Genomic DNA, 14,325 nt, shown 5'->3' on the forward strand with positions numbered 1-14,325 from the left:
TACATTTTACGTAACTAGACGTAGCCATTTGTTACGCCGCATCAGAATAATAATGATCCATGACAACACAAGCGTAATGGCCACTGTCAGAGGTATAGCAAGAAGCCCATTTATTGCATAGCGTTGGATTACCTCTGTATGAAAAAAGTAAATAATCAGAGGGTGAAGCAAATAAATGCCGAAACTATTTATGGCCATAGATGAGATGAACATACTTTCTTTTATACGCTCCATATGGCGACGTGCTAGCACAAAGGTCGAGAAAGTCAGAACATAAACAAGCAGGCCTTCATTTCTTAATGCCATTGAATCCTTGAATATTTCTAATCGCGCTGCGATTATGTAATTGATAAAAATCCCTACTACCAAGCTTGCTAGGCCAAATGTAATGATGGTTTTGCTGCTAATTTTTATCAATCCAATATAGCGATCAATTAAATAGCCACCAATGAAATATGGGATATACCATACAAATATCCTGAACCATTGAATAGGTTTACCTTTTGCGATCTGATAGATATAAGCACATTCAGCCATAATGACAAAAACAAGTATTAACCAAGTGAGTATTTTAATATCGGAGGTATTGAAAGTTTCTCTGAGGATGAGCTTGTTGATAAACGGAGCGAAAAGCATAAGGCAGGCGAACATCGATAAGTACCATAAATGCACTGTCGTGTTCCCTTGAATGAAAAGTCCCCCTTTGAAGAACCACAATAGAGTATAGAGATCTCTTGTGAGCCAATAGTTGAATATTAGAAAAATGATAGACCAGAATATCCAAGGGGGTAAGATTCGAATCGAACGTTTTCGATAAAATTCGTTGATGCTTTGTGATTTACCTAGTAGTACAGCCCCCGATATCATGACAAAAAGTGGAACTGCCAAACGCGAGGCAGCGTTCAGCACATTGGCCATCCACCATGTTGCGGTATCGTATAGAAGCGGATTGTTATAGTACCGTACGGTGACGTGGGTAAATACTACTCCTATGATGGCAAATGCCCTTAGGTAATCCAGATATGATTTTCTCATTTTTTGGCTTATATGCATCCTAAGAATACTCTTTTAAAAGTAGATATTTCAGCATATAACCGCTTGGTTGATGTGGACTATGCCACTATACGGTTAGACTGCTAGAGCAGGTGCTATTATGATCATCCGATTTTATAGGTGGATTCATAACGTCAATTTTTATTATATTGTTTCGGGATATTGGAATGTCTTTGAGTATCTCCAGCCTTTGTTAAAACATTGGAAATCCGAGCTGAAAATATCCACTGAGTCTGCGTTTTTTTGATGTAATAAAAAGCAAGCATTGGGATAAATATGCCTGCCAGACACCCTGTAATGATATGAAGAGGGATGTCGCTGACGTGTAGTAGTTTGCTTAAGACGATGCGGGTACCGCTTCCGATAATAATATGCATGAGGTAAATAGCGAGAGAAGCCGATCCTATAAAAGCAAAGAATCTACTCTGCACTGAGTTGGCGAGGGCTGAGGAAAGCGATGCGATAAAAAATATGGAAATAATGGCGAGCATCAGGCTGGGAATGCCATGTGCTTGATAAGTAAGGTGTAAGGTGAAGTGAAAGTAATACTGACTGGCAATAAAAAGAAGAGAAAAGAAAAGAAGTATCCAGGGAGATGAGAGTGTATCTTGGCTGCTTTGTTTGCTAAACAGGGTTCCCAGGGCAAAAAATACCAAATTATTGCTTATCATTGAAATTAAACTCCACGAAATAAAATAATCATGAAGTAAATAAATGGCGACGGATAAGCAGAAAAATACGCTGATAGCCTTGAATGATATTAGTCTGAAAAAGACCGAAGAAATTAGAAAACAGAACAGCAGTGTGTACAAGAACCAGAATTGCGCTCTGGGCTCCCAAAGCAAACTGAATACTTCCGTCAGTGTGGCGTGTTTATTGGTGTATGGAGATAATCCGAATTCAATGATTCCTTGCAGCAAGGACCACAATATATACGGATAAAGAATGGTATCTATTTTGCCGAGGAGCATCTTTTTATGTCCATGTTTCTTTGTTGAGGCGACGAAGAAAATGCCGGACAGGAAAAAGAACAGAGGCATATGGAAACTATAGATGACGCTATCTACTAGCTGAAAGCTGGTATTCATGCTGCTAAAGCTTTGGCAGACTCCCCTGGCCACATGGCCATATACAACTAAAATAATCCCAATAGCTTTGGCATAGTCGACCCACAACTCTCGCGATCGCATGAACGTCTCTCCACATTAGTGAGTTTTGCCTCCTACACGAACTGGTTTTATTAATTAGCGAGTGTTTCTCGGTAATATTATTTGTCTTGGTATGAGTAATGCTATGACAAGCATGGCGGAGCATAAAAAAAGGGGCAATAGTGCATATGCACTAATGCCCCTTTTTTGCCTGATGTAAGGCTTAGTGGTGGTGGCCGCCTGCGCCATGCACGTGACCGTGCTCAACTTCTTCCTTGCCTGCTTCGCGCACGCCGGTCACCGTACACTTGAATAGGACGCGCTCGCCTGCCCATGGGTGGTTGCCATCGACGATAACTTTGCCGTTTTCAATGTTGGTGATGGTGTAGAGGATAACTTCACCGGATTCGTCTTCACCTTCAAACTGCATGCCTACTTTGAGGTCTTTGCTTGGGAATGCAGAGGCTGGTTCCATTTGCACCAGTTCTTCGTCGTAGTCGCCGAAAGCATCGGATGGCTCAAGGGTGATTTCGACGGTGTCGCCTACAGATTTGCCGTGTAGCTCTTCTTCAACACGTGGGAAGATGTTGTCGTAACCGCCATGCAGATAGCTCACGGGGTCGGTGCTGGACTCCAAGATTTCGCCTTCGCTGTTGCGAAGTTCGTAGGTCATGGAGACAACAGTGTTCATGGTAATTTGCATAACGGTTCTTTCAGTCCAAAGTTTTGATAATGTTCAGTATTTCCAGGGCATGGCCTTTGGCCATGACACCATATTGCATGTGACGCAGTACACCTTTGGCATCAATGATAAAGGTCGAACGTACTATCCCCATTTTTTTGATGCCGTCTTTCTCTTTTTCTTGCCATACCTTGTATTTTTCGCAGACTTTACGGTCTTCATCGGCGAGTAGCGTGATGGCGAGTCCGTGTTTGTCGCGGAATGTGGCGTGGCTGAGACAATCGTCTTTGCTGACGCCAACAATCAAGGTGTTATAGCGGGCAAAATCCTCTTCATGGTCGCTGAATTCGATGGCTTCCACGGTGCAGCCCGGCGTATCATCCTTGGGGTAGAAATAAAGGACGATATTTTTGCCACGGACACCGGAGAGCTTGAAAAGCTCCATGTCTGCGTCAAAGAGGGAAAAATCAGGAGCCGGTGCACCAAGCTGCAACATCTTGACCTTGCAGTAAATGAGTGTGATCAAATTCTAACCTATTTTTTATTGGCAAGTCGCTACACAGTAGGATGATTGGATGAAAAAAACAGATAAAACGCAGCAGACAGGCGAGCAGCCACTACCCTTGCTGGGCGGCATTTCCGCAGAAACATTCCTGACCGAGTATTGGCAAAAAAAACCGTTGCTGATCCGCGGCGCTATCCCTGATTTTGCTGGCTTGCTAAGCCCGGATGAGCTGGCAGGGCTGGCTTGTGAGGAGGATGCCCAGGCAAGGCTAGTGAGCCAGGTGAAAGGGCAATGGCGTTTGCGCCAAGGACCTTTTGCTGAAGAAGTGTTTGCCAAACTGCCGCAAAAAAACTGGACGCTGCTTGTGCAAGGCGTTAATCACCATTTGCCTTCTGCGATGGTGTTGTTGCAGCAGTTTTCTTTTATTCCCCATGCCCGGCTAGATGATTTGATGGTGAGCTATGCGCCCAGTGGCGGTGGCGTGGGGCCGCATTTTGATTCTTACGATGTTTTTTTGCTGCAAGGCCAAGGAAGTCGGCTCTGGCGTATCAGTGAGCAGCGGGATCTTGCTATCGTCGAGGGCGCGCCGCTGCGAATACTGCAGCAGTTTGATACCGCGCAAGAGTGGGTGCTGGATGCCGGTGACATGTTGTACTTGCCGCCTCATCTTGCGCATTGGGGCATTGCCGTTGGCGATTGCATGACCTATTCCATCGGCTTCCGTGCGCCGTCTGCGCAGGAGCTGGGCAGTGAGTTTCTGGCGTATTTGCAGGAACGTTGTGCTCTGGATGGCATGTATACCGACCCTGACCTCACCGTGCAAGCTCATCCAGCAGAAATCAGTACTGGAATGCTGGATCGGGTTGCCACTATGCTCGAGCCATTGCGGTGGCAAGCGGAGGACATTGCCCACTTTCTGGGGTGTTATCTGTCGGAGCCCAAGCCGCATGTGGTGTTTGATGTGCCAGCCACTATGCGTCCCGCTACTTTTGCCAAAAAACTGCAAACACACGCTCTGGCGCTTGATCTAAAGACACAGATGTTGTTCTTTCGCGATGCCTTGTTTATTAATGGCGAAGAGGTAGCCATGGCAGAGTCAGCGCGGGATGTGCTGATCACACTGGCAGATCGCCGTCTGATTGAGCCCCAAGAGATCACAGACCTTGGCCTGCTCTCGCTTTTGCATGATTGGTATCAGGCGGGTTATGTAGAGTTTGTCTAGCAAAGCACGTGAACAGGAGCATGCCATGACCTCGTTGCCAGAAAACACCGTCTTGACCAGCAGGCGTGACTATGAGACCGCACTGGCGGCCGTGCTGGAGCATGCGCAACACAGGGTATTCATTTTTGATACTGATTTGTCTTTTGGCGGATTCGAGACGGCTGATAATGTGGATCGGCTAAGAGCCTTGCTCGTGAAGCAGCCTGCTGCCAGGGTTACGCTGATATTGCAGGATGCGCGATGCCTGTTTGATCGCTGCCCGCGGCTGCTGGGCTTGATGCAGCGATACCAGCATGCGATGACCGTGTATGAGACGAATGACGAGGGTAAGCGCGTGAGTGATAGTTTTGTGCTGGCGGATGATCATGCTTACCTGCGTCGGTTCCATGTTGACCAGGTAAGGTTCAAATATAGTTTGGACGACGTGGCTACTGTCAGGTTGCTTGGCATGCGGTTTGAGGAACTGTTGCAGCTCACTCATCATCAGATCAGTACCACACCCTTGGGGTTATGAAATATGACGCGAATATTGGCGGTTTATCAGGTGGCAGGCATCAGGATGTTGCTGTTGCTGATGCTTTTTAGTGCCTCTCCTGCCTGGGCACGAACCGAATTCAAGATGATTACCTTGCAGCATCGATTTGCCCAGGAGCTGGTACCTATCGTGGCACCCATGGTGGGGGATGATGGCAATGCCAGTGCCATTGATAACCACCTGGTCATCCGTGCATCGCCCGAGCGCATGCAGGCGATAGAGGAGCTTGTCGCCAAGCTGGATACAGCACGCCGCAATATGCGTATTACGGTCTCGCATGAAGACATACACTCTGGCAATCAGCAGAATATAGGCGCAAGTGGCAATGTGCGGATTGGGGAGGGGCGTGTCATTATGCAGCGGCGCATGCCGGGAGATGCTTTGCCAGAAAACAATGTAAATATTGACCTTGATCAGCGGGAGTACAGCAGATCCCAGCAAGGCAGTGAATTTGTAAACGTGACAGAGGGAGAACGGGCATTCATACGGGTTGGTCAGCGAGTGCCCTACACACAGCAGTGGGTGGTGTTAACTCAGTCCTATGCACAGCGTATTCGGAATACTGAATTTCAGGACATCACGACCGGATTTGCCGTCAGGCCGCGTGCTCTTGGTGACCAAGTCGAGATTGAAATCACGCCTAGAATCGCTCAAATGGGGGCGGGTGGGGTGATTGATTTCGAGGAGCTTTCGACCGTCGTCATGGTAAGGCCCGGCGAATGGCTGGATATCGGGGGAACCATGCAGTCTCGTGATGATGTCAGTCGCGCAATTCTGAATAGTCAGTCTGCAGGCGGCAGTGACTATAGTCGACTCATGATTCGGGTCGATTGAAGGTGTTGTTGTACAGAGTATTTTAAATTAAGGTTAAATTGGCCTGTGGGTGATAAAAACAGTGGTTTTTTTTTTCGGAGGTGGTAGAATTTTTACCACTCGGCTTCTTTCACAGGTTTGCCGTACTGGTTTAACTTATAGACTATATTGTTAAGGGATACAAAAATGACTCGTTCCGCTCTGCTTGCCGCTTTGCTCGCTTTGGCTCTTACCGCTTGCGGTCAAAAAGAAGAAGCTCCTGCTGAGGCTCCTGCTGTTGAAGCACCAGCTGCTGAAGCTCCTGCTGCTGAAGCACCAGCTGCTGACGCTCCTGCCGCTGAGGCACCAGCTGCTGAAGCACCAGCCGCTGACGCTCCTGCTGCACCAGCTGAAGAAGCTAAGTAAGTCTTTCTAGTATTTACTAGCAAAGTAAAAAGGCCAACTGCAAAGTTGGCCTTTTTGTTTGTCTATTGCTTTCTAATTTATTGATAAGTATCAGCTAATTATTCGTTAATTGATTGGGGCAATGACGATTTTATATAGCTCAAATTAACAGCATCCGGCGATTATTATCGCTGAATATCTGTTACTTAATCTAACGAATATCCCGCCAATCAAATCCTATTTCCTGATCTGCAATGCTGATCCACTCGCGCTCACAGTTGAGCGCGGAAGATAAACAATTGATGACCAAATCAGGATGATTGTTCTTGGCGCTGAGGTGGGCAGCTAGCAGGTGTTGCAGATGACTCAGGTCCAGGTTGCCAAGAATAGAGGCGGAGGTGGTGTTGTCCAGATGCCCGAGTCGACCACTCACGCGCTTTTTCAACGGCCAGGCATAAGGTCCGTTCATCAGCATATCCAGATCGTGATTACACTCCAGCACCAGCCCATGGCAGCCAGATAGCATGGCTTCTATATGCGGCGTAGAAGTGCCGGTGTCGGTGAGAACGCCCAGTTTGCTGTCACCATCGTGAAAGGTATATTGCACAGGCTCACGTGCATCATGCGGGACAGGAAAGGGATTAACACCTAGATCGCGTATGGTGAAAGGTGCATGGCTATCAATCACATGGAGTTCAAAGCCACGTTGTTTGGGCATTAGTCTTTCGACCATGGTGAGCGTACCGTGCGTCAGCCAGACAGGAATACCGAATTTGTTGGCGAGCTTGAAAACGCCGCCAGCATGGTCATCATGCTCGTGGGTGACCAAAATGCCATTCAGGCTCTCGGGCGCGATGCTGGCGCGTTGCAGACGATGAATGGCGTCGCGCAGGCCGAAGCCGCAATCCAATAACAGGGTGGTATCGCGGGATTGGATCAGCAGTCCGTTGCCGGCACTGCCGCTTCCTATTGAACTGAAACGCATCATGATGCCATGGAGCTTAGCGCCCCATGGCCCGGAAGATCAAGCGACAAACCTTATTTCAGTTGTTCAAACAGCAAATTGATAATGCGTTTGGCGCTGGCGGATTTGCTAGGCACGCCATCTTTGTCGGTGACGGTGACTTTGGAGCCACTGGCATCGTCCTCAACCTTCACGCGGTACTGGCGTTCAGCCTCCTGCTTGGCTTTGTCCTTGTCGCTACCCCAGAACTTCAGCTTGTCCGTAATGCCCTTGTCTTCTGCGGGCTTGGCAGCAGCTTCTTTCTTTGCCTCGTCATCTTTGTCATCACCCCAGAATTTCAGACTGTCGATCAGGCCCTTTTTCTTTTGAGGAGTGTCATCAATATCTACATCAGAGTAGCGCACGTAGAAAATACCACTGGAGCGGTCGCGGTCTTCCACAACAAAGCCTACGCGATCCAGCGCCAGGCCTACGCGACGCCAGGCACGGTCAAAGCTGTCATTGACGGCAAGGGCAACGGAGCCATCACTATTCTGGTTTAGCTTGGCTCTGACTTCGGTATTGGAGGTGGTGATAATGGTGCGCGATTTCTTTTCTTCCACGCCCAGCTTGACCATCAGGCGGCGCAGCAGCTCAGCATCGATATCCTCTGCATCGGCACGCGCTTCTTCTTTCTTGCTGCGCTTGTAGCCCAGTTCAACGACGCCTGCGCTGGTGACGACGCGTTCTTTGTTATCGTCTGGAACTTCGCTGACTGAGCGGTGGCTCATGTAAATTTCAGTGGTACCAGTTTCTGTCCCGTTATCCAGACGCGTACGAAATTTTTGGCGGTTTTGCAGAGTATTCAGCTTGTCGAGCCAACCCTGGAATTTGTCCAAGTAATTGCCTTTGTCATCTTTGGTCAAGGTGCTTGGATCTACCCATTCCGTTTCCATCACGCCGGTTTGTGGATTCTCCACGCGGACGGAGAAGCCAAGGTCTGCCCAGAATTCGCGTACCACGGGCCAGATTTTTTCTGGTGGCGCTTGAACAACCAGCCAGCGCTGAGCACCAGCGCGTTCCAGTCGCACATTATCAGGGTTAGCCAATACCTTGACTTGTTCGTCCACCTGTTCGGTTTGACCCTGGCTGTAATTAGAGTAGGTGGTTGAGCCTGGAACGGCATAGGTATCATTCGACGAAATCGATGTCAGGTCCGGCGGCACTTCAAGCGGGCGCGAACGGCCAGCTGCCTTGTAATCGGATGAGGTGTCGACAAAGGGAATGGAGTCGCAGGCGCTGACGGACAGCGCAAGTAAGGTTGCGAGTACAAGCGGTTTCAAAGTGAATCGATTCATGCGGTTTCTCGTCAACTTTCGAGTCAGTGAGTTAGATAGAGGCGTTGCCCATGGCGGCACGCAGTGTCTCGTGATGCTGCGCGGAAAGGGGGACCAGTGGCAAGCGTATGCCCGGGCCGATCAGCCCCATTTCGCCCAATACCCATTTGACAGGGATGGGGTTGGCTTCGACAAACAGTTTTTGGTGTAGTGCAAACAACTTGGCATTAATGCTGCGCGTGGTAGCCGCATCACCAGCGATGGCGGCCTTGCACATTTGCTGCATGAGGCGAGGGGCCACATTGGCCGTCACCGAGATGACACCATGCGCTCCCATCAGCATCAGGGCTGCGCCAGTGGCATCGTCGCCGCTGTAAATGGCAAATCCTGCAGGAGCACGCAAAATCAGGTCGGTACCACGTTCCAGGCTGCCAGTAGCATCCTTGATGCCCACAATGTTCGGCAGCGCGGCCAGTCGCAAGGCAGTTTCATTGCTGATATCGCAGCCAGTGCGGCCAGGGACGTTGTACAGGATTTGAGGAATATCGACAGCCTCAGCCACCGCCTTGTAATGCTGGTACAAGCCTTCCTGAGTTGGCTTGTTGTAATAAGGGGCAACCAGCAGGCAGGCGTCAGCGCCGAGTTCCTTGGCCTTGCGTGTCAGGTAAATGGCTTCGCTAGTCGAGTTGGCACCCGTACCGGCAATGACGGGAATGCGGCCAGCCACTTGCTCGATAGCCGTTTTGATCAACAGGCAGTGTTCGTCAAAATCCACCGTGGGGGATTCTCCCGTGGTGCCGACAATCACAATCCCGTCGGTGCCTTCCTGCACGTGAAAGTCGATAAGGGAACGTAATGCCTGAATATCCAGACCACCATCCTCATGCATGGGAGTGGCGATGGCAACAAGACTGCCTTGCAGCATGATCAACCTGACAATATGAATTAAATCAAAACATTTTAACTTAAAGTGGCCTATGTAGAACACGCTTTTTGCATGTGCTTACATGATGTTTGCCCATATGGCGGCCTGGGCTTGGGTTCGGGCCGACCTGAGCAACCGTGATTTTAGGCATGGTCTGTTACCGCTTAATTAAAGGGCTCAAGCCTGTATAATCCGTTTCATATCATGTCTGTACCCAAGCATATTTCCCATCCGGTCTTGCAGCGCCTGCGTCGATTAGTCGTGGGCAAGCCCAAGCCATCCAGTTTCAGTACCGTTCGGGCACGTAGCGCGGCACGTGGAGAAACGAGGTCACTGGTGGCGAGCATTGATGCCATTTTGCCGCAAACACAATGTACGCAATGTGGCTATCAGGGGTGCAAGCCGTATGCCGAAGCCATTGTGCGCGGCGAGGCCAATATCAATCAATGTCCACCAGGCGGCGATGCTGGCATACATGCACTCGCCAGTTTGCTGCAGCGACCTTACATTCCGCTTAATCCGCAACATGGCATACAAAAGCCAAAACAAGTTGCAGTAATTGATGAACAGACCTGTATCGGCTGCACGCTTTGTATACAGGCATGCCCGGTCGATGCCATTCTCGGCGCATCCAAGCAAATGCATACGGTGATCGCGGATGAGTGCACGGGCTGCGAGCTTTGCCTCGCGCCTTGCCCGGTGGATTGCATCAGCATGCATTCTCCGCCTGTCACGGCAATCTCGCGCTGGCGTTATCCTGAATTTGCCTTACATGCTCCTGCGGGGCCGCTGGATGTGCAGGCGGCCAATATCGCGCGCGAACGCCATGCCTTCAGGCTGCAGCGGCAAGCGCGTGAGCAGGAGGAGCGAGCACGCAAGCTTGCGCAAAGACGCGCAGCCAGTGCGACGCATGCCACTACGCAAGATCCGGCCGCTGAACAGGCGGCATTGGCGAAAAAAGCCGCGATTGCCGCTGCCATGGCGCGCGTGCAGGCGCAAAAAGCCGCCACGGCGCCGCGCAACACCGAGGTGGTTAGTCCCGCTGTGGCGGCTGAGATTGCGGCGATTGAGGCAAGACGTGCGCAGATGAAAAAGACGGATGACAGTGCAGAGTAAATTTTTAAAACTGCGTCAGTAGACGCCATGAGCGCAACACCATGAATGCAGAAAAAAGACGCGAAATATTCAAACGCTTGAGTGAGGCCATTCCTGAGCCTAAAACCGAGCTTACGCATGCATCCACATTTGAATTGCTGATTGCCGTCATTCTGTCAGCACAGGCCACGGACAAAGGCGTCAATATCGCCACGGCGAAGTTGTTTCCGGTGGCCAATACGCCTCAGGCCATTATGGATCTCGGCTTGGAAGGTCTGGAAGGCTATATCAAAACCATAGGGCTCTACCGCAGCAAAGCGAAAAATGTACTGGCGACCTGCCGCATGCTGGTTGAACAATTCAACAGTGAGGTACCGCGCACTCGCGACGCGCTGGAAAGCCTGCCCGGGGTTGGCCGCAAGACAGCTAACGTCATTTTGAACACAGCGTTTGGTGAAGCCACCATTGCCGTCGATACGCATATTTTCCGCTTGGGCAATCGCATAGGCCTGGCCCCGGGCAAGACGCCGCTAGAGGTGGAAAAGAAACTCCTGAAGACGGTCCCCAAGGACTACCTGCAGGATGCGCATCATTTGCTGATTCTTCACGGGCGCTATGTATGCGTGGCGCGCAAGCCAAAATGCGCGGCCTGCGTCATTTACGATTATTGCGAATACAAGGAAAAAACCGCTTGAGCGAAGTCGCGACTGGCCTGGCTGTTGGCAATGCAGCGCGTCCCGAATTGGCGGCCGAAGCTGTGCAGCTGGCCATGCAAAAACTCGGAGACCGTATCCCGAATAGTGTCTTGCTGTTTTTGACGGAAGAGTTTGCGGCAGATCCGCAGCCCGCTATTCGGGCCGCCGCCGCGGCTTCCAGTTGTCTGCAGGTCATGGGCTGCTCGGCCCCCGGCATTTTTACCGAGCAGGACTGGGTGCTGGACACGCCCGCCGCCGCCGCCATGGTCTTCAGCGGCCATGTCACCATGTTGCCCAAGCCTGAAGGCGCAGGCCTGCGTATGGCGCTGACAGCGCCTAATGCCTTGAATACGGTCTGGTTGCAATCACCGGCTTCGCGCTTTGGCGGAGTCTCCGGGGATGCTACGGGGCAAGGGCCTTTTTCAGTGTGGCAGCATGCCAAGGGTACCCCAGTGGGGCATTGCGAAGCTGCGTTTCGTGGGGTCAATGCTGCGGTGCTGGTTTCTCATGGCTTGCGAATACTGACATCCATCCAAACGATTGATGCTGCCAGCGATTACGATCTCTTGCAGTTAAATGCGCAACCAGCATTGCCGATGTTTCATATGTCATTCCCAGATACAGCTCCCTCATCTCATCTGCTGATGGCGATGGTGGCCGACAGCGAAGCGCGTTTGCTGGCAGGGGATTTTCAACTGGCGGGTATCGTCTCGGAAAATGCGGCACAGCAATCGCTGACATTGACCAAGTTGTTACGTCCCGGCCAGGTTGTATGTTGGGGCGTACGGGCTGCAGATGCCGCCGAAGCCGAGCTGCATGGCCTGATTGCCAATCAGCTTGCCATGTGGAATCGATCACCGGCCTTTGGCCTGTTTTTCAGCTGCCTGGGACGGGGGCCTTACCTGTATAACGGCATGGATAGGGATCTGGACGCATTGCGCCTGCTATGCCCGGGCATGCCCCTGATCGGGTTTTATGGCAATGGCGAAATTGCACCGCATGGACAGGGCAGTGAGTTGCTCGAATATTCGGCCGTACTCGGCCTGTTTGCCAAGGATTAACGATGGCACTATTTAACCCATCCCGCGATGAAGTCCGGCGATTCTTTTTCGATAGCTGGGCTAAATATCGCCAGCAGGCAGCGTTGACGCCTCTAGAGGCGTTGGCTCTGCAGGTGATGCAGTTGCATCCGGAGTACCATGCGGTGCTGGATGCGCCCGAGCGCTATCTGGAGCAGGCGTATTTTCCCGAAATGGGCGAAACCAACCCTTTCCTGCACATGAGTTTGCATCTATCGGTACTGGAGCAACTCTCCATCGACCAGCCACCCGGCATACGCCAGGCATATGACACGCTCAGGCAGCGTCACGGCAATGAAATGGATGCCCAGCACGACTTGATGGATTGCCTGGCAGAAACTATCTGGCGGGCCCAGCGTGATCAGCAGCCGCCAGATGGCATGGCCTATATCGCCTGTTTTCAGGCCAAGGCACGGGCCGACTGAGCATAGTCAAGGCGATTGCCCGGTAAAAGCTTGATTACTGACATTCCTTGCTGCTGACGAACTTCGCCATTTCAGTTACCTGCGTCTGCACGGCCAAGGCAAGCGCCTTGCGATCCACATTGCCCACCCAGTATTTGTCGCACTTGATGATCAGACCGCCTTCTTTGGCAGGTTTGCCTTTCTGCATGTGAATAAAGGCTGGTGCCGTGGCATTGGTTTTGTCCGGACCGCCGCCAACAAAAATGCCAATCTTGAATTTTTTATCCAGAGATGGGGTAGAAGCCGGGGCATTTTCAAAGCCGTTGCTAATCAACTGGCTTAGCTGGCTGTCGGTAAATGTGCTGGTGTTATTGTCAAAATACCAGGCAAACTCTCCTGCGTGGGCCCATGTGGCGCCTGCAGTCAGCAGGCAGGATAGGGCAAGTGTATAGCGCGTTTTCAAAACGTGTTTCCTGTATGGGCATGGTTCATGAACAAGTGCCATGGGCACCTCGTCGAGGTTATCAGACCAAAGCGGAATTGCAATGGCCCGATTGGCTAGGTGACTGGGGCCATGGTGTGGACCCTGCATTTCGTGATTGAATAGCGCATGAAAAACGCAGACCCCCATGCCTGGCTTACCGAACACGGTGACTATCTTTACCGCTTCGCCCTGGCGCGCCTGCGCGATAGCCATCAGGCCGAAGATGTCGTGCAGGAGACGCTACTGGCCGCCATGCAAAGCGCCACCTATGCCGGGCAGTCTGCGCCGCGCACCTGGCTCGTGGGCATACTCAAGCACAAGATCGTCGACCTGATTCGCAAGCAAATGCGCGAGCAGCCCACGGAGGGTCTGGGGGAAGAGCTTCCGGATGAGCCGGGCATGGATGCGTTTTTTGACGAAGATAATCGTCACTGGAATGACAAACCACACAGTTTTGGTATGCCGGAAAACAGCCTGGAGCAAAAGCAGTTTTTGACGATATTGCAGGACTGCATGGATCGTTTGCCCAAAAAACTGGCCGCGCTTTTCATGCTGCGCGAAGTGCAGGAGGAAGAAAACGAAATAATTTGTAAGGAACTGGATATTAGCTCGACCAATGCTTGGGTGATGTTGTATCGCGCCCGAATGGGATTACGCAAATGTCTGGAATTGCATTGGCTGGGGCGCTAGATGATCGGCGCTCGTGACCTGGATATAGGAAAGGGAGGAACGGAATGCTGAGTTGCAAACAAGCCAGCAGGCTGTTGTCCCAGTCGCTGGACAGGCGCCTGACGTGGCGTGAACGAACTGCGCTGCGGTTGCATTTGACCATATGCGATGTTTGCAGGCGTTTTGGGCGGCAGTTGTTATTGCTGCGTGAAGCTGCCAAGCGCATGGTCAGGCTGACCGAGCAGAACGAGCAGTTGCAATTATCCCAGGAGGCAAAGGCGCGCATTGCCAGTGCCCTTGATCTTGACCGTCATTAAATTCGTATCTGGGATTCATCTCTGGATAAATGACG

General features: G+C 51.1%; 18 protein-coding genes. 10 read left to right on the forward strand and 8 right to left on the reverse strand.

Going from position 1 to position 14,325, the window contains the following annotated elements:
* Nucleotides 1-6: 6 nt before the first annotated feature.
* From LG204_RS08550 to LG204_RS08565, 4 genes are all read right to left on the reverse strand, one after another.
* Nucleotides 7-1,053, reverse strand: coding sequence for an acyltransferase (locus LG204_RS08550; protein ID WP_230336877.1), 1,047 nt, complete (start codon nucleotides 1,051-1,053; stop codon nucleotides 7-9).
* A gap of 134 nt (nucleotides 1,054-1,187) precedes the next feature.
* Complete coding sequence (locus LG204_RS08555; RefSeq protein WP_230336878.1) at nucleotides 1,188-2,243, reverse strand: acyltransferase family protein; 1,056 nt, start codon at nucleotides 2,241-2,243, stop codon at nucleotides 1,188-1,190.
* Between the two features lie 181 nt (nucleotides 2,244-2,424).
* Nucleotides 2,425-2,904 carry an FKBP-type peptidyl-prolyl cis-trans isomerase gene (locus tag LG204_RS08560; RefSeq protein ID WP_230336879.1) on the reverse strand — a complete coding sequence of 160 codons (480 nt, stop codon included), beginning with the start codon at nucleotides 2,902-2,904 and terminating at the stop codon, nucleotides 2,425-2,427.
* A 10-nt stretch (nucleotides 2,905-2,914) separates the two neighbouring features.
* Nucleotides 2,915-3,379 (reverse strand): peroxiredoxin, encoded by a 465-nt coding sequence (locus LG204_RS08565; RefSeq protein WP_230337869.1) that lies wholly within the window; start codon nucleotides 3,377-3,379, stop codon nucleotides 2,915-2,917.
* A 79-nt stretch (nucleotides 3,380-3,458) separates the two neighbouring features.
* Here LG204_RS08565 and LG204_RS08570 point away from each other — a divergent pair, with 79 nt between their 5' ends.
* From LG204_RS08570 to LG204_RS08585, 4 genes are all read left to right on the forward strand, one after another.
* Nucleotides 3,459-4,610: a cupin domain-containing protein gene (locus tag LG204_RS08570; protein WP_230336880.1), complete on the forward strand. Its 1,152-nt coding sequence runs from the start codon at nucleotides 3,459-3,461 to the stop codon at nucleotides 4,608-4,610.
* 25 nt (nucleotides 4,611-4,635) lie between these two features.
* Nucleotides 4,636-5,124: a DUF7931 domain-containing protein gene (locus LG204_RS08575; RefSeq protein ID WP_230336881.1), complete on the forward strand. Its 489-nt coding sequence runs from the start codon at nucleotides 4,636-4,638 to the stop codon at nucleotides 5,122-5,124.
* Between the two features lie 3 nt (nucleotides 5,125-5,127).
* On the forward strand, nucleotides 5,128-5,979 hold the full coding sequence (locus tag LG204_RS08580) for a secretin N-terminal domain-containing protein (RefSeq protein ID WP_230336882.1): 852 nt from the start codon (nucleotides 5,128-5,130) through the stop codon (nucleotides 5,977-5,979).
* A gap of 165 nt (nucleotides 5,980-6,144) precedes the next feature.
* On the forward strand, nucleotides 6,145-6,363 hold the full coding sequence (locus LG204_RS08585; RefSeq protein WP_230336883.1) for a hypothetical protein: 219 nt from the start codon (nucleotides 6,145-6,147) through the stop codon (nucleotides 6,361-6,363).
* Nucleotides 6,364-6,553: 190 nt separating this feature from the next.
* Here LG204_RS08585 and LG204_RS08590 read toward each other — a convergent pair whose 3' ends face one another.
* The 3 genes from LG204_RS08590 to dapA are packed head-to-tail and all read right to left on the reverse strand — an operon-like array spanning nucleotide 6,554 to nucleotide 9,547.
* Entirely contained in the window at nucleotides 6,554-7,327 is a 774-nt protein-coding gene (locus tag LG204_RS08590; protein WP_230337870.1) for an MBL fold metallo-hydrolase, read from the reverse strand.
* Nucleotides 7,328-7,380: 53 nt separating this feature from the next.
* Nucleotides 7,381-8,643: an outer membrane protein assembly factor BamC gene (bamC, locus tag LG204_RS08595; protein ID WP_230336884.1), complete on the reverse strand. Its 1,263-nt coding sequence runs from the start codon at nucleotides 8,641-8,643 to the stop codon at nucleotides 7,381-7,383.
* 31 nt (nucleotides 8,644-8,674) lie between these two features.
* A complete protein-coding gene (gene dapA, locus LG204_RS08600; RefSeq protein WP_230336885.1) occupies nucleotides 8,675-9,547 on the reverse strand; it encodes a 4-hydroxy-tetrahydrodipicolinate synthase in 873 nt (290 codons plus the stop codon).
* A gap of 204 nt (nucleotides 9,548-9,751) precedes the next feature.
* On the opposite strand from dapA, the gene rsxB reads away from it, so the two are divergent.
* Genes rsxB through LG204_RS08620 form a run of 4 tightly spaced genes read left to right on the forward strand, consistent with a single transcriptional unit; the run spans nucleotide 9,752 to nucleotide 12,841 of the window.
* Nucleotides 9,752-10,663 carry an electron transport complex subunit RsxB gene (rsxB, locus tag LG204_RS08605; RefSeq protein WP_230336886.1) on the forward strand — a complete coding sequence of 304 codons (912 nt, stop codon included), beginning with the start codon at nucleotides 9,752-9,754 and terminating at the stop codon, nucleotides 10,661-10,663.
* A gap of 41 nt (nucleotides 10,664-10,704) precedes the next feature.
* Nucleotides 10,705-11,337, forward strand: coding sequence for an endonuclease III (gene nth / locus LG204_RS08610; protein ID WP_230336887.1), 633 nt, complete (start codon nucleotides 10,705-10,707; stop codon nucleotides 11,335-11,337).
* Complete coding sequence (locus LG204_RS08615; protein WP_230336888.1) at nucleotides 11,334-12,398, forward strand: FIST C-terminal domain-containing protein; 1,065 nt, start codon at nucleotides 11,334-11,336, stop codon at nucleotides 12,396-12,398. The genes nth and LG204_RS08615 overlap by 4 nt, the downstream gene beginning before the upstream one ends.
* A 2-nt stretch (nucleotides 12,399-12,400) precedes the next feature.
* Complete coding sequence (locus LG204_RS08620; protein WP_230336889.1) at nucleotides 12,401-12,841, forward strand: DUF1841 family protein; 441 nt, start codon at nucleotides 12,401-12,403, stop codon at nucleotides 12,839-12,841.
* A gap of 34 nt (nucleotides 12,842-12,875) precedes the next feature.
* Here the strand turns inward: LG204_RS08620 and LG204_RS08625 are convergent, their stop codons facing one another.
* Nucleotides 12,876-13,283, reverse strand: coding sequence for a hypothetical protein (locus LG204_RS08625; RefSeq protein ID WP_230336890.1), 408 nt, complete (start codon nucleotides 13,281-13,283; stop codon nucleotides 12,876-12,878).
* A 147-nt stretch (nucleotides 13,284-13,430) separates the two neighbouring features.
* On the opposite strand from LG204_RS08625, the gene LG204_RS08630 reads away from it, so the two are divergent.
* Together LG204_RS08630 and LG204_RS08635 are read left to right on the forward strand one after the other, a co-directional pair.
* On the forward strand, nucleotides 13,431-13,994 hold the full coding sequence (locus LG204_RS08630) for a sigma-70 family RNA polymerase sigma factor (RefSeq protein ID WP_230336891.1): 564 nt from the start codon (nucleotides 13,431-13,433) through the stop codon (nucleotides 13,992-13,994).
* A 44-nt stretch (nucleotides 13,995-14,038) separates the two neighbouring features.
* A complete protein-coding gene (locus LG204_RS08635) occupies nucleotides 14,039-14,290 on the forward strand; it encodes a zf-HC2 domain-containing protein (protein ID WP_230336892.1) in 252 nt (83 codons plus the stop codon).
* The last annotated feature ends 35 nt before the right edge of the window (nucleotides 14,291-14,325 follow it).

It is taken from the genome of Methylovorus menthalis (assembly GCF_020523625.1).
Classification (GTDB): domain Bacteria; phylum Pseudomonadota; class Gammaproteobacteria; order Burkholderiales; family Methylophilaceae; genus Methylovorus; species Methylovorus menthalis.

What these genes read in the sequence shown, in the direction of transcription:
- LG204_RS08550 (WP_230336877.1), bottom strand. Translation starts at nt 1,053, where the DNA reads ATGCATATAAGCCAAAAAATGAGAAAATCATATCTGGATTACCTAAGG.
- LG204_RS08555 (WP_230336878.1), bottom strand. Translation starts at nt 2,243, where the DNA reads ATGCGATCGCGAGAGTTGTGGGTCGACTATGCCAAAGCTATTGGGATT.
- LG204_RS08560 (WP_230336879.1), bottom strand. Translation starts at nt 2,904, where the DNA reads ATGCAAATTACCATGAACACTGTTGTCTCCATGACCTACGAACTTCGC.
- LG204_RS08565 (WP_230337869.1), bottom strand. Translation starts at nt 3,379, where the DNA reads ATGTTGCAGCTTGGTGCACCGGCTCCTGATTTTTCCCTCTTTGACGCA.
- LG204_RS08570 (WP_230336880.1), top strand. Translation starts at nt 3,459, where the DNA reads ATGAAAAAAACAGATAAAACGCAGCAGACAGGCGAGCAGCCACTACCC.
- LG204_RS08575 (WP_230336881.1), top strand. Translation starts at nt 4,636, where the DNA reads ATGACCTCGTTGCCAGAAAACACCGTCTTGACCAGCAGGCGTGACTAT.
- LG204_RS08580 (WP_230336882.1), top strand. Translation starts at nt 5,128, where the DNA reads ATGACGCGAATATTGGCGGTTTATCAGGTGGCAGGCATCAGGATGTTG.
- LG204_RS08585 (WP_230336883.1), top strand. Translation starts at nt 6,145, where the DNA reads ATGACTCGTTCCGCTCTGCTTGCCGCTTTGCTCGCTTTGGCTCTTACC.
- LG204_RS08590 (WP_230337870.1), bottom strand. Translation starts at nt 7,327, where the DNA reads ATGCGTTTCAGTTCAATAGGAAGCGGCAGTGCCGGCAACGGACTGCTG.
- bamC (WP_230336884.1), bottom strand. Translation starts at nt 8,643, where the DNA reads ATGAATCGATTCACTTTGAAACCGCTTGTACTCGCAACCTTACTTGCG.
- dapA (WP_230336885.1), bottom strand. Translation starts at nt 9,547, where the DNA reads ATGCTGCAAGGCAGTCTTGTTGCCATCGCCACTCCCATGCATGAGGAT.
- rsxB (WP_230336886.1), top strand. Translation starts at nt 9,752, where the DNA reads ATGTCTGTACCCAAGCATATTTCCCATCCGGTCTTGCAGCGCCTGCGT.
- nth (WP_230336887.1), top strand. Translation starts at nt 10,705, where the DNA reads ATGAATGCAGAAAAAAGACGCGAAATATTCAAACGCTTGAGTGAGGCC.
- LG204_RS08620 (WP_230336889.1), top strand. Translation starts at nt 12,401, where the DNA reads ATGGCACTATTTAACCCATCCCGCGATGAAGTCCGGCGATTCTTTTTC.
- LG204_RS08630 (WP_230336891.1), top strand. Translation starts at nt 13,431, where the DNA reads ATGAAAAACGCAGACCCCCATGCCTGGCTTACCGAACACGGTGACTAT.
- LG204_RS08635 (WP_230336892.1), top strand. Translation starts at nt 14,039, where the DNA reads ATGCTGAGTTGCAAACAAGCCAGCAGGCTGTTGTCCCAGTCGCTGGAC.